The sequence below is a fragment of the Pedobacter jaeyakensis genome (genome assembly GCF_054461315.1).
Genome location: NZ_CM136921.1, coordinates 3,154,210 through 3,168,310 on the forward strand (window position 1 = coordinate 3,154,210; position 14,101 = coordinate 3,168,310).

General features: G+C 38.9%; 10 protein-coding genes. 1 reads left to right on the forward strand and 9 read right to left on the reverse strand.

The annotated features are described in order from the left end of the window. The first annotated feature begins 189 nt into the window (after window positions 1–189). Complete coding sequence (locus tag ACXZ1K_RS14090; RefSeq protein WP_458970307.1) at window positions 190–729, forward strand: hypothetical protein; 540 nt, start codon at window positions 190–192, stop codon at window positions 727–729. Here the strand turns inward: ACXZ1K_RS14090 and ACXZ1K_RS14095 are convergent. From ACXZ1K_RS14095 to ACXZ1K_RS14135, 9 genes are all read right to left on the reverse strand, one after another. Further along, on the reverse strand, window positions 726–2,138 hold the full coding sequence (locus ACXZ1K_RS14095) for an alkaline phosphatase PhoX (protein ID WP_458970308.1): 1,413 nt from the start codon (window positions 2,136–2,138) through the stop codon (window positions 726–728). The genes ACXZ1K_RS14090 and ACXZ1K_RS14095 overlap by 4 nt on opposite strands. Before the next feature lie 162 nt (window positions 2,139–2,300). Continuing rightward, on the reverse strand, window positions 2,301–3,467 hold the full coding sequence (locus ACXZ1K_RS14100) for a redoxin domain-containing protein (RefSeq protein WP_458970309.1): 1,167 nt from the start codon (window positions 3,465–3,467) through the stop codon (window positions 2,301–2,303). Continuing rightward, complete coding sequence (locus ACXZ1K_RS14105; RefSeq protein ID WP_458970310.1) at window positions 3,468–4,601, reverse strand: redoxin domain-containing protein; 1,134 nt, start codon at window positions 4,599–4,601, stop codon at window positions 3,468–3,470. A gap of 14 nt (window positions 4,602–4,615) precedes the next feature. Then, entirely contained in the window at window positions 4,616–6,163 is a 1,548-nt protein-coding gene (locus ACXZ1K_RS14110; RefSeq protein ID WP_458970311.1) for a PKD-like family lipoprotein, read from the reverse strand. A gap of 32 nt (window positions 6,164–6,195) precedes the next feature. Then, window positions 6,196–6,885 carry a DUF4843 domain-containing protein gene (locus ACXZ1K_RS14115; protein WP_458970312.1) on the reverse strand — a complete coding sequence of 230 codons (690 nt, stop codon included), beginning with the start codon at window positions 6,883–6,885 and terminating at the stop codon, window positions 6,196–6,198. A 17-nt stretch (window positions 6,886–6,902) separates the two neighbouring features. Continuing rightward, window positions 6,903–8,390 (reverse strand): RagB/SusD family nutrient uptake outer membrane protein, encoded by a 1,488-nt coding sequence (locus tag ACXZ1K_RS14120; protein ID WP_458970313.1) that lies wholly within the window; start codon window positions 8,388–8,390, stop codon window positions 6,903–6,905. Between the two features lie 12 nt (window positions 8,391–8,402). After that, window positions 8,403–11,894: a SusC/RagA family TonB-linked outer membrane protein gene (locus tag ACXZ1K_RS14125; protein WP_458970314.1), complete on the reverse strand. Its 3,492-nt coding sequence runs from the start codon at window positions 11,892–11,894 to the stop codon at window positions 8,403–8,405. 177 nt (window positions 11,895–12,071) lie between these two features. Next, a complete protein-coding gene (locus ACXZ1K_RS14130; protein WP_458970315.1) occupies window positions 12,072–13,058 on the reverse strand; it encodes a FecR family protein in 987 nt (328 codons plus the stop codon). Window positions 13,059–13,177: 119 nt separating this feature from the next. Beyond that, window positions 13,178–13,774 (reverse strand): RNA polymerase sigma factor, encoded by a 597-nt coding sequence (locus tag ACXZ1K_RS14135; RefSeq protein ID WP_458970316.1) that lies wholly within the window; start codon window positions 13,772–13,774, stop codon window positions 13,178–13,180. Window positions 13,775–14,101 lie beyond the last annotated feature (327 nt).

The following is a 14,101-nucleotide window of genomic DNA, read 5'->3' on the forward strand; positions in this document are numbered from 1 at the left end:
CTTCTAATAAGTATCGTTTAGATAATTCTAATTTGTTTATTATGGGAACAATAATATAAAAATCTTATTCCAATTGCGAATAGATTTGTCATAAAAAGATAAAGTAGGTAAACTATTCAATTGGGTTTCAGACGAGGTTGAGCACTATGCTTTTTTAATTGTAACTTCGCCCCTTTCGATACAACAATCATGGCAGTTTTACATAACAAAGAACAAAAACTAGAAGCAGTGTTAAGCAAGCTTCCTAAAAAGTATACCGACAAGCAGTTTGTTGAGACGTTTATCCAACTGTTTTCTAAAGATTGGGGGAAGATAAAATCTACCTATATTAAACAATCGCAAGATAAAGAGCCTGGTACAGTTATTAACATGCCTAAACCAGATATTTATCTAAAAAATATTCTTGATAATTACCTCACCAACCGTACAAACCCAGCACCAGTTAAAGAGCAACCTGTTGTGGAGAAAGTGACTGCATCTGTAACAGCAAGTGTTGAAGAACCAAAAGCGCTGAAAAAAGTTGCTGAAACCAAAGTAGTCGACAAAAAGCCGATTAAAGAAAAAACGGTCAAGACTCCAAAAGAAGCGCCCTTAGCTGAAGTAAAAGTAACAAAAGCAAAGCTAGTAAAAGAGAAAGTTGCCAAAGAAGAGCCAGTTACGAAAGAAAAGGTTGTTAAAACCAGGGCAGTTAAAGAGAAAGCCGACAAAGTAACAAAACAAAAACTTTAACCCAACACCCTTTTGTTCCAGGGGCCAGTAATGGCTAATGTTAATCCCGGCGATTGTATATTAATAAACAGCGTATTTCCAGATGGCGAAAACACTGGCCCAGCAAATTCTGATTCACGGTAACCAATGTTCTTTGCAATTACATAAGTTTTACCTTGTGGCGTGATGCCTATAATCCTTGGATCTTCTTTGTCTTCGCAGATAATCACATCGCCCCATGGCGCTATGGTAAGGTTATCACAGTTTTGAAAAGTATCCACATCATTAGGTTCTAAGAATAGCTCAATTTTTCCAGGTGCATCAGTTTCATTCGGCTGACCTTCATGCTTACTCGGCGTATATTTAAATATCTGGCCTTTACCATTGTGACCACCATCAGTGCAGGCAAAGAACAGCTCCTCTTTTCCGTACCAGATGCCCTCTCCTCTTGAGAATTTGGCAGCGCCTAATTGATACCCTCTTAATCTTAAGTCCCCATCAGGTGCCTCTACATGATCCAAATCAATCCACTCTACGTCAAAAGATTTTTTCTCTGGAAATTTGTTAGTAGTTAAACTCGCATAGTTACGTGTATCTGCACTTTGCCACTCCTTCACTTTAAGACATTGTAGTTTACCGCCTTTATGCAAATCGCCATAGGCATTTGGAAGATATCGGTAAAACAAGCTGTCTCCTTCGTCTTCGGTCTGATAAACAATACCTGATTTAGGTTGTACAGTTACAGCTTCATGAGTAAATCTACCCATTGCTTTTATGGGGTGAGGATCTATCATACCGATTTTATCGGTAGCAGGAATCTCAAAGTTAAAGCCATGGTCTTTTTCTAAACCACTGCCCTCATTACCTATAGTAAGTACACTTTCTTCGCAGGTAATCCATGATTTCCAAGGCGTTATTCCGCCCGCGCAATTCCTGACTGTGCCTATCAGGCTGAGATACTGTGATTCTACTTTTTGAGTTTTCTCATTGTAAACCAAGGTAGTTGTACCGCCCACACAGGTATCAATACCTTTACCAAAATCGTAGATTTTACGTTTGTCTATTTTATGGATTAGCTTATTTTTTTCACCAAATGGTCCGTGAACATCAGCACCAGGAGTATTTTCATGATTTCTTATCAGGATTGTCTTGCCGCCTTGATGAGCAAAAGATCCCATCCCATCATACATACCAGGCATCAACAGCCCATCGTTCATTAAATCGCCTTTACGAGAGATCACTTTCGCTACAAAGCCTTTTGGAAGACTTAATACATCGCCAGTGCGGTATGCCAGCGGACCAAATCCTACATCTGCACCGGAAAGTGAAAGCAAATCTACAGCAGCATTTGCAGCATAATTGTTTAGCGCAATAAAGCCCAAACTAACCAAGCCTGTGTTCTTAATAAAACTTCTTCTTGAGGAATCCATACTGATGTAAAACTAAAGTTGGGATATTAAGTCATAGTTAACGAGAAGTAAACTTGTTGTATTTAAAAAGCCGTGTACCCCAATAAAGGAACACACGGCTTATAAGAAAGGCATAGCTGCATTTATGTTTAGCGATGCTGAGATAAATTTGGCATGACGTAATTATTTCAACAATTCTGCAACTTGTGCTAATGTAAGGTTCTCTCCAACTACAACACCTTTCTCATTTAAAAGAAATGTCGCTGGAATAGCACGAATTTTCCAGGCATTGGAAGTTTTTCCATTATCAAGGAAACTAGGCCATGGGAGGTTTTCTTCAGTCTCTGCCTTCTGCCAGTCCGCCTCCTTTTTATCAATAGACACACTAACGATTTGCAAGCCTTTATCTTTCAGTTCACTATATGCTTTCTTTAAGCCAGGAATGGATTTTCTGCAAGGAACACACCATGATGCCCAAAAATCCACCAACACATATTTGTGACCTTTGATTAATGAAGCTAAATCGTTTGCGGCGGCATTATTCGCCTTCATATCCAATAACGGAGCTGCTTTACCTTTAAATCCTTCTGGATTAAGCACATCATTTAGCAATTTACCATAATAAGTAGCCTGCGCTTCTTTGGTAAATTTGGCATACATTGGCTTATTGGCATCAGTAAAGTAGCTATAAAGGTCTAGCATAAGCAGTGGACCCCAGTATGTATCCTTATTATCAAAGATCATCTTATTGAAAATAGAATCAACACTTACAAAGAATGCCTTATCATCAGCTGCCAATCTTTTCCATGCGTCAGATTTCATAATGGCTGATACTTCCGCAGTATCTTTTCTAGCAGCGGCATCAGCTCTCTTTTGGGCTACATCTCTATGTTTTAACGCGTTGGAAGCGTGAATGGAATCCAACATAGCTCTTGGAGCTTTTTTGGTGAGATATAAGGCTTGCAAATTGCTCCCTTTAACTTGCATCTCGCTCAGTTCAAATCCTTTGTTAGTGCCTCGTTCTACAGATTTTGCTTTGCCTGTTAAGGTTACTTTGCCGGGATCCAGCATAATAGAATACAGTCCATAGGCATCAGCAAATGTGATGTAAAACAAGCGCGGACCATCTAAAGTTCCTGTAAAAGTAAATGTTCCTCCATTTACAACAGCTTCGGCAACTGCCTCATCGTTGTTGTGGGTAGCGCCAGGAATTAATTTTAGTTTAGTTCCTTCGGGTAAACCTTCAATCTTAGCAATTAATGTAAATGGTTTAGCTGCTGCTGATACACTAGCAGTCAAGGAACAGAGGACCAACAAAAAGGCTACTGCTTTAATTCTTATATTTTTCATCTATTTCGATTTAAAAAGGGTGGTTAATTTTTTTTCCAGTGCATCCCCTCTTAGATCCTTGGCGATAATTTTACCGTCAGCATCTACTAAGAAATTCATGGGTATAGACCTAATACCATATTCTAATGCAAGGTCACTTTTCCAGCCTTTCAAATCTGAGGCATGTAACCATGTTAATTTATCAGCTTCAATGGCTTTAGACCAGTTGTCTTTCTTATCATCAAGTGAAATCCCAATAATCTCAAAGCCCTGATCATGATATTTACTATATGCCATAACCAAATTAGGATTCTCTTTTCTACACGGCCCACACCAGGATGCCCAGAAATCTACTAGTACCACCTTGCCCTTTAAGGAAGCCAGCGAAAGTGGCTTGCCATCGCGATCTGGTAAAGTAAAAGCCGGCTTAACGCCCAAACCTGTTTTAGAAGCAATTCGTAGTGCCTCTCCCAATTCTTTACCATAAGTTGAGTTTTTAGCTGCCGGCGCTAACGCAGCGTAAGTACTCTTTGCTTTTTCTGGATTAGGATAATTAATAAATCGATCAATAATGATAAACGCAGTAATTGGTGATTCCGGATGTCTTTTAACCAGTGATTCTACCGAATCCACCAATCGCTTATTCAGCTTTTCAAACTCGGCATCAACATAAGTGCGGTCGCCCGCCGCGCCTAACTTGGTCACGCTATCCAGCTTCTTATAAAGTGTACCTGCAGTTGCAGTTATTTTACCCCATCCAGTGAACCATTCCCTCCAAACGGGCAATAGTTTTGCGCCTGTAACTTTGGTTTCGCTCAATTTATCTACGCTACCTGTGATTACTGCTTTATCGCCTTTATCTAAAGGCAGGGCCATAAACTTGTTCTTGCCAAAGCGCAAGTTATAAACAGCAGCGCCTGGTGTAGTGCCTTTAAATTGAAAGGCGCCATCTTTAGCGACTACGGAATCTGTTGTACTTCGGTCCTTATTGTTGAAGGTAAGGAATACCTTTTCGTTTCCCAATCCATCTAGCTTACCGCTCACCTGGAAAGGGCCTTCTGTTTGGGCATTAGCCACTCCAGCGAAAATTGCCGGAGTGATTAAGGCTAATAGCACATTTTTAAACAAGAGGGATTTTAATGATTTCAGTTTCATGAATAATTTTGTTTTTAGTATTTGTAAGCCATATCTACCACCTTACCGAAACCGGTAAATTGCTTGGTATAAGAACCAATAGCACCAGTTTGACTCAATGCAAAATAGTATAGCTTGCCTTCTGTTCCGTTCCAGGTAGCCACTACCAAGCGGGCTAGTTTAACCGTAGCTTTATCGTTGAGGTTGAACTTGGCAAATTTGATTGCAGTAACCTGCTCATTAGCCGGGAATGCATAAGTCTCTACAACTGAGTTAGAACTGATCTCGTATCTTGACAATACGTTTGAGTTGCTATAATAAATGTGTCCAGTATTGGTAGATCCTGCGGCAGCGGTAAAGTTTAGCATGCCCGGAGCATTCATGGTTGCTTTGCTTACCGAAAGGTTTGGTGTTGCAGTACTGGTATTTACGGTTTTAAAACGCAACAGGTAAAGTTGATTTGCATCGTCTTTCATTACCGCATTATAGTTGTGCACCACATCTGAAGAATCCTGAAAAATCTCTGTTAAGCCCACATTGTTCATATCAAAAGCGGTTGAGTTAACCGTATTTGCAAATGGGGTTAAAGATCCAGCTGCAGGTGTAGGACTATACGCAACGATTGAATAAAATCTTTTTGAGGTATTGTCGTATACTAAACCTGCTACATTTGGTCCACCTGCTGAAAATGGTGCTAACGAATAGTTGGTATTTCCAGCTGGAGTCAATGCGATATCTCCCCATCTTTTAACCCCTGGAAAACCACCAACTAGATTTGAGTGAGCTTTTCCATTATTGATCATGATGCTGATGTTAGCCAGTTTTGAAGCACCGGCTGTAGTACTTAACCAGTTTAGCGACTGTGGTTTGATAACCGCTGGGGCTTGATAAAACAATGAAGCAATGTCAAACTTCTTTGCCATAGTTAAGTAATTGTATTCTTGACTACCGTTATCCGCAAGGATATATAGCCGCTTTCCTGGAGCCGAGATATCTTCGGTGATGGAAAATGGTGTAAGTTCCAGCTTTTTTGGTCCTGTTATTGGAGCTGTCGGATTACGTGAAGTGTAAAAGTTATGCTCTACAGTGCTATCTGGATAGATAAAAGATAAATCTCCTTTACCGGCTTTATCTTCCAACACCAACCAGCCATTACCATATTTATTACCAATAACGATGTTATAGTTAAGGTAGTAAGTAACACCTGATTCCTTATCTTTTACCTGAAACCGCAATACATACGGTTCACCAAGAATGTATTGATCTGGAGATATTGGCAATTTAAGTTCATAATCATTCGCGATAATACTTCTAGGAGCCGCAAGGCTGATGTTACCGTTGCTGCTATATTGTAGCCAGGAATACTCTAAGTCTTTACCTTGCAAGCTTTGCGTTAGTGTTGGTTTAAGGGTAAGTATGTCTCCCTGGTAAACGGTAATTACAGTTGCTGCCTTAATATCTGTAACACCGATCTGATTGATTTCGGTGAGTCCGTTATTGCTGTGGTCTTTGTAGCAGCTGCTAAAGCATATGATTGCAACCAATGCCATTGTTTTAAAAATGGGATTATATGTTAGTTTCATTTTATCTGTTTTAAATAATTAAGCCTGAAGAATTAAGGAAAGAATACTTCTGCACCGTTCTCGTCTATGAGCGGCCCAAATTGCTGGTTGTATTCTAAAAGTGCAACTCGTGCTCTTTGTGCCAGGAATCTGGAATCGCCGGGAAATGGTGCTGAGGTCCAGTTTGTTCTTCCGGTAACTGTTAGCAGGAACCTGAATTTTACTTGGGTGTATGATCCAAAGTAAGGTGCCCAGCTGTTGTCCCAAATCGCAGGCTTAGTCAAAATATCAGATATAGTTAGCTTAAAACGTAGTTTACTTGGAAAGCCAAGCTTAAAGTCTTCATTTTCCTTGATGTCGAATATGGCAATTACGGTACTGTCTTTTAACCCGGCCTTGCGGTAAAGGTAAATAGGAACAATGGCCGCAAATTCATTTGCTTTGACTACAGCTTTCCCAATTTTGTAGTGATACCCGGGTTTTGCTGTTGCTCCTGCCCTTGGAACCAAGTTAATTACCCTGTCCTTACTGGAAGCCTTGCCGATGATCCTGAACCGCATCAATACGGAATCGCTAACAACAGTTGTTGGCGTTGTTGCAAATGAATATTCTGCACTGTCTGGCAACGACTCTACATAGATACTCGCCGGCTGATCGAATAATAATTCTTTGTCTTTTGCGCAAGAAACAAAGATCAATACTGCTGCAAGCACCAGTAAAGCATTTTTTATAATTAGTTTCATAGTAATTACCATTTTAATTAATTTCCAGATGTTCCAAACTCCAATTCCGCATTTGGTAACGGGAAGGTGTATTGTGCTTTAGTCATAGGGCTAACTAAACCGCTAGGAATAGTAGTAAGGCCTTTCCGTTTGTAGTAAAACCAAACTTGTCCCTCAGCATAAAAATCTTTTCTGTATTCCAATTGTATTTCTGCATCCAGCAAAGCTGGTGTGGCAGGTGCGGGTGATAAGGCTGGGATTAGTCTTGCAACTCTTACCACGTTCAGGTAATCTGTACCCTGTGCAGTTGTTGCGGCACACTCTGCAGCAATATAATACATCTCTGAAAGTTTGATTACTGGGACAATACGCTGCTTAACATTATTATTGTTATCACTCCAGTATTTCTTGGAGTAAATAATTGTAGTAGTAAGTTCGCTCCATAAGCTTTTAGATGCTATCGGAGACCTGATATCGGTACCGTAATTAGGTAACGAAGTTTGATACATGGTATTCAGCGTAGCTTTTAAAGACGATAGGTCGTTAGGATCACCCGTTGCAGTAAATGATTTGAAGAAGTCATCAGCATAAGTTTTAAGTGCTGAAACATATATAGAAAAAATGTGTTCTGAACTGAAAGTAAGATCAGACGTGGAGGCATTCGCGTCAACAATGAGCGTACTTTGATTTATAAAACTAAATTTATTGCTATTGATCACTTCCAAAGCATATTTTAATGCATTTACTTTATCACCCTTGTACATGTACAACCTAGCTAGTGTTGCTTTTACAGCCCAGTAGTTTAAGTGATTTTGGCGATACAGCATGAATAAATCTGAAGATGTGTTTGTCTGATTATTGGCAATCTGATCTATCGTTTGATCTACTGAAAGTAATTGCTCTGCTGCCTTTAAATCTGCCTCACAAGCATCGAGCGCAGCGCCTAGAGTAAGTCTGGCATTTGCTTTAACTGAAAAGTCTTTCATATAAGTAATAGATGAAGCACCCGCATTGGCACCACCATTATAGCTATCCGAGAACATGCGTATCAGATCAAAATGCAGGAAACCGCGCATTCCAATGGCTTCTCCTTTAATAATGCTTTTAGTTGTCTCATCCAGAACGCCATTATCCACATTTTTCAACACATAATTGGCTTGGGCTATTGTAGCATAACTATTGGCAAACATTGGGTCAATTACCGCCTGAACCAGAGGATCTGTGTAGTTATAACGAGATTCTTTATACATTAAAGAGAGTGTATTAGATTTATTCTCATAACGCTGGGCCAGAATATCCAGTAAGCCAAAAGTTAAGTTATTGCCGTAACTTTCCGGCTTAGCAGCAGTTTGGTAAATTCCAAATAGCGCGTCAGTAAAGCCCTGTTTTGATTTAAATTGATCAGTCTCTGTTATTTGAGTTTTCGGTTTTACATCAAGCCATTTGTTGCATGATGTTAACAAAAGCATACAAATAAGGAATGTAAGCAGAAATTGTGTAGTTGTTTTTATATCTTTTAATTTCATGTTCTATATCAATTAAAAAGCAGTTTGTAATTGGAATGTGAAGCTGCGCGCATAAGGATAGTCTATACCACGCTCTCTTTTTATGCTTGACGCCCTGAATATATCGCTGCTAAATATCGTTACCTTGGTGTTTTGCAAACCGATGGTTTTATTCAGCTTATCAGAAAAGCGATAATAGATCGAAGCACTTTCGCCAGCTATGAAATTATTCTTTTGAATAAATCTGGAAGTAGAATAGGTTACAAACGGACTAGTAACGCCAGCATAGTTGACAATTGCCCTGTAGTAAGATAAATCACCCGGGTTTTGCCAACGCGATGTTGCAACCCGACTATCAACATTATACTGCGCTACGTTAACGTTTTCAACCCTGTCTACCAATGTTTGGTTATAGGTATCCCCACCAAAGTTAAAGCGCACGTAAATATTCAGCCCAATTCCCTTGATTTCCATATTGGTTCCAAAAGTCCCTGAAAGGGTTGGTGTTGCATCACCTATAATAACTTGATCTGCTGGGTTATAAGTTGTGGTGATGCTGCCGTCTCTTGCTTGGAACAATTCATTACCTGAGGAAGGATCAATCCCTAAAGATTTTACTCCCCAAATTACATTGACAGATTGACCTTCTGCATATCTAGGGAGTGGAACGCTGGAAGCAGTAGTGTTAGCTCTGTTGTTAAGTGCCTGAATTGTAGATGAGATTTTCTCGATTTTATTACTTACATGGAATACATTGGCAAAAATTGACCAGTTATTCCTGTTTGCAGGTTTTGCAATTAAATTGTAACGCCCATAAAGCTCATACCCTTTGTTAACCACATCTCCCATGTTGTCATAATAACCAGGGAAACCCGATGATGGTGCGCTGGAGATAAACGCGATACTCCCTTTAGTGCGTTCATTGAAATAATTGGCCGTTAAACTAAATCTATCGAAAATGCTAATGTCAATACCAATGTTGTTCTTCAAAGTCTTTTGCCATGCCAATGTTTCGTTACCAAATCCTAATAGATAGGAAGGGATTACGCCACGGTATTCTCGGTCGGTATAATATTGACTGGTGGTAATTCCTTTGTAACTCTCAAAACTTTCAGAGCCCGTGGTACCTACGGTATAACGAAGTTTTAACTCCTGTATATTATCGTTATTTTTAAAGAATTCCTCATTATGAATGTTCCAGCCTGCACCTGCCGACCAAAACGGAGCAAAACGTTTTTGAGTTCCAAATAATGACGAGCCATCTAAACGGAATGTTCCATCAAATAGAAAGCGGTTATCATAAGAATAAGACATACTAGCTAGTGTACCTAAAGATCTGGTATGACTTTCTGAACCTGTTGGTTTAGCATTTACACCGTAACTGTTTCCAAGAATGAACTGATCTAGATTTGGGTTTGGAAAACCAACTACTTTGACGGATTGCAAATCATATTGATTTTCCTTAACATTCAAAGTACCCGAGAATGTGAAGGCATGCTTATCGATGTTTTTATTGGCCTCAGCGGTTAAGAAACCTTCAGTTTGCTGATAATTGCCGTTTACCTGGGTATAAGATCCTTTTTCAAACGTAGTTACATTTGCAAAAGAGCTATGCTGGGCTGGTAAAAAAATATCCGATTGATCATCTCTTTTGCTATAAGATAGACGGGCTGTTAAACGCAGCCATTCTAAAGCCTGATACCTGGTCTCAAAGTTATTAGTGATATTGCTATATTTTGTTTTATCAGTAATATTTAAAGAAGCATTATACAGCGGATTTAGTGGTCTGCCAATATATCCATTTAAGTTATCATAGTAATCCGAAGATGTTATTCTTAATCCTGTTTGAGGATCTCTAACATCTTCCAGATATACCTTGAGATTGCCGTCTGCATCAGTAGGCGACCAGTAAGGATTTAACCTGGTGTATTGTTTGAATGATCCGTAAGGTGAATTATTTGCTTTATTAAAGTTCAATGTAAGATCGTTCCTGAACTGAAATTTTTTAAGTCTGTAAGACAAAAATGAATTACCTGTTGTCGTAGTCCGGTCTGAACCCTTCATCGCACCAGTATTTTGGTCGTACGTTAGGTTCAAGCCATAAGTTACAGATTCTGCACCCCCATCAACGTTGATGTTATGTTTCTGACCTATGCCGGTACGAAGTGGCTTACTGATCCAATCTGTATTGACACCAGATGCAACAGCTTGTGCCCTGGATTGTCTAATCAAGTCAAGGCCATTTTGAGAGGTATTAAAAGGATTAACGAACACGTTAGACCTATCTTCTAATTCAAACTTCTCGCGCGCGTTTAACAGACTGTAGCCAGTAAGATCTGGGGCTTCGATACTCACACTTGCATTGTAGGCAACTCGTAATTTACCTTCTACTGGCCTAAGCTGTTCAACTACTATTACACCATTAGCGCCTCTTGAACCATACATTGCTGTTGCACCTGCATCTTTAAGGATGGTTATGCTAGCAATGCGGTTCATATCCAGATCGTTGATACGTTGAAGTGTTGTTTCAAAACCATCTAATATAAACAGTGGTGCATTTGGGGTAGGTTGATAGTTAAACGTATTGGTACCACCTGCCTGCCTAATGTCTACTAATGTATTGCCTCCACGTAAAACGACATCAGGTAGAATATTAGGGTTAGATCCTATGTTTAGGTTTTCAGGAATTTGAAAAGATGGATCAAGCGATTTTAACGCGGTAAGTACATTGCTGTTAGACACTTTACTTAACTCTTCTGCATTGAATGTTCTGGCAGCACCAGTAAAAGTGGACTTGTTCTGATTAACAATACCTGTTACTACAACTCCTTTTAACGATTGAGGTGCTTCTTGCAGCCTGATCTCTAAAACTTTCGAAGTTGCTGTTACCTCTTGAGTTTCATAACCGATGTAACTAACCAACAATACTGCACCAAGCGGAGCTGAAATGCGGAAATTACCTCTGGAATCTGTTAGAACAATATTCTTTCTGTTGTCCTTGAGCACAACGGTAGCGCTTGGGATACGCTCTTTTGTTTTACCATCAAACACGGTTCCGGTAATAACGGTATCTGCCATAGAAACCAGATTGATACCTGCATTAAGGATAGGTTGCTTTTTAGAAACCAAATTATTCCTGGTGATCAGGATTCTATCATCTATTTGCTTAAATGACAATGAAGTTCCTGTTAGCAGGTCTTTCATCAATCGTTCCACACTAATAGATCGCTCGTTAAGGGTTAAACTGTTGATATCCCTGATATCAGCCGTCCTGTAAAGAAAACGAAATGGTGTGGTGCTTTCTATCTTCTTTATTGCGCTGGCAAGGTCTTCGTTATCTAATTTGATGTTTACATTAACATTGGCCATCCCCTGCCCGCTGGCATTTGAGGCTAACACCATTTGTAGAGACATTGAGATTACGAAGCAGATAAGTAGAGTTATACGCATACAGTAAATTAATGTGGTGTGGTATTTCCGGAAAATAGAATCCCCGTTTCTTGCTGCATCTGCAGAAAAATTCATATTTTAGTTTTTTATGTGATTACTAAACTGTTTACTTGGAATTACATGATGGGTTAGCCATTCTAAATGGCGTAGTCCCGGGTAAGGAAGATTACTTAATACTCGCAATATTAATTAATCGCCTTACCTTTTTTTATGTTGAATTTTTCTGGTTGGAGTAGAGTTTCTTCATGTGAATTATTGGTTTAAAGGTTGAATTGATATGATTTTATTCTTGTGATCTATGGTATAACTGGCTTCTATGAAGTAGCAAATACTTTTAATAAATGATTCTGCGGATTCATTAGGACGCATGGAATAATGGAAGGCAGACCTACCCAACTCCACATCTTTTATTAAAATTTTGTAGCCAAATTGCTCTTCGAGACGGGGCCTGGCATCTGTAAGTGAAACATCATCAAATTCCAAATCTTGCTTATTCCACGACAACTCTTTTGCAGCATCTATAGTACCACGATTAACTACCTCGTCACGTTCACCTGAAATGACCTGCATATTCTTCTTTAGATAGGTCATCCAGTGTGATTTACGATTCATTACTTCCACCATACCTCTTATTACATTAACTGTGATTTTCCTGGTTCCCGCAATTGCTGTGATGTCAAAAGCGGTACCCATTACTGTGGTTCTGACATTCCCAGAATAGATGATAAATGGTTTATTTGGATTATGAGCAACGTCAAAGAAAGCCTTCCCATCTAACTCTACTTCACGGTTATACTTTTGATTAAATGTTGATAATAGCGTAAGCGTACTGCCCTTTGCCAAGATAACTATCGTACCATCAGGCAACTTTTGCATGCTGTTTCCAACAGTAGAAGTGTAGCGCATGGTCTCTGCTTTAACTTGGGTTTTGGTCGAGCTTACAGTCTGGCTCTTGGTTACTATAGGTTGTTTGCTAACCTGCATTTTGTATACAAAAAGTAGCGCCACCAAAATTGCAGCTGCTGCACTCCATTTGTAGATGCCATAATTTTTTTGAACTGGCGGATTAATAGCTTGCCAGGCCTGCTCCTTAGCAACCTGGATGCGCTGAGGGGAAGGGCGGTCTTGGTTACCTTTTAATTCTGATAGGTACCAGGCCTCTACAATTGCTTTTTCTTCTTCGCTGCAATTGCCAACCGTATACTTTTCAAAAAGATGATCTGGAAGCGTTTTTTTCATTCGTTTATAAATTGTTTAATAGATAGCAATAAGATTTACCCATTTGCACCCTTAAAGCAAGCTGCTTTAAAATGATGTCGGTTAAGAAATGATTTGGTAGTAGATAAAAATGAAAATAATTAAAACAATTTAGAAATCATGTAAAATAAGCTTAAAAACAGCGAATAATAGTTTGTAAACTTTGGCTTAAGTAACTTTATCGCATTGCTTATTTGTTTTTTTACCGTCTTATCAGAAATATTTAAGACATCTGCAATTTGTTTATGAGAAAGATCAGACGTTCTACTCAATTCAAATACCTCACGCATCTTTTCTGGCAAATTTTTTATCTCTTTTTCGATTTCTCTTGCGATTTCTTTCTCTAAAAGCGCACGATCGGTCGTAACACTATGATCTGTGATGAAATTATTTAGAGATTCCGCATAATCAGTACGTACCTTTTGCCTACTGATTAAATCAAATACTTTATATCTAACAGCGGTATACAAGTAATTGGAAAGGCCGGTATGCAATTGTAGTTCGGCACGTTTGTTTAAGAATGAAATGAATACCTCCTGAACAATGTCCTTTGCTTCATCTTCATCCTTAATTACCTTACATGCAGACACATAGAGCAATTGCCAGTATCTTTCATAAATAGATTTAAAAGCAGAATGATCTCCGTTTTTAAACGCAGAAAAAAGTTCATTATCACTAACGGATAGATTTTCGATCATCAATACTAAGAAGCCCCTTCTTCCTCCAATTAAACATTATTGCACGAGCGCGTTAAGTATTTTCTAATTGTAATCCTAAATTACAAATTTATTGCTCCTTTATCAAATTATTGGTAGCAGTACTTACGTTCCCGTGGCAAATATAGTAAAGACTACTAATTTAGTAGTATTTATTTGAAATTGTATTTATAGAAAATTATATCATGGTCATTTCATGACTTTTATTTTTTTGTTCGGGAAGAGTAATTTCATGACGGGAAATAACCAATTCTGGATTTATAACAAACCCGGCTGTAATACAAGAAAGTTAGCCCCATAAAAGTTCAC

Bases quoted from the DNA above. Each gene is read 5' to 3' on its own strand.
- ACXZ1K_RS14120 (WP_458970313.1), bottom strand. From the start codon at position 8,390: ATGAAATTAAAAGATATAAAAACAACTACACAATTTCTGCTTACATTC.
- ACXZ1K_RS14115 (WP_458970312.1), bottom strand. From the start codon at position 6,885: ATGAAACTAATTATAAAAAATGCTTTACTGGTGCTTGCAGCAGTATTG.
- ACXZ1K_RS14125 (WP_458970314.1), bottom strand. From the start codon at position 11,894: ATGAATTTTTCTGCAGATGCAGCAAGAAACGGGGATTCTATTTTCCGG.
- ACXZ1K_RS14105 (WP_458970310.1), bottom strand. From the start codon at position 4,601: ATGAAACTGAAATCATTAAAATCCCTCTTGTTTAAAAATGTGCTATTA.
- ACXZ1K_RS14130 (WP_458970315.1), bottom strand. From the start codon at position 13,058: ATGAAAAAAACGCTTCCAGATCATCTTTTTGAAAAGTATACGGTTGGC.
- ACXZ1K_RS14095 (WP_458970308.1), bottom strand. From the start codon at position 2,138: ATGGATTCCTCAAGAAGAAGTTTTATTAAGAACACAGGCTTGGTTAGT.
- ACXZ1K_RS14100 (WP_458970309.1), bottom strand. From the start codon at position 3,467: ATGAAAAATATAAGAATTAAAGCAGTAGCCTTTTTGTTGGTCCTCTGT.
- ACXZ1K_RS14090 (WP_458970307.1), top strand. From the start codon at position 190: ATGGCAGTTTTACATAACAAAGAACAAAAACTAGAAGCAGTGTTAAGC.
- ACXZ1K_RS14135 (WP_458970316.1), bottom strand. From the start codon at position 13,774: ATGATCGAAAATCTATCCGTTAGTGATAATGAACTTTTTTCTGCGTTT.
- ACXZ1K_RS14110 (WP_458970311.1), bottom strand. From the start codon at position 6,163: ATGAAACTAACATATAATCCCATTTTTAAAACAATGGCATTGGTTGCA.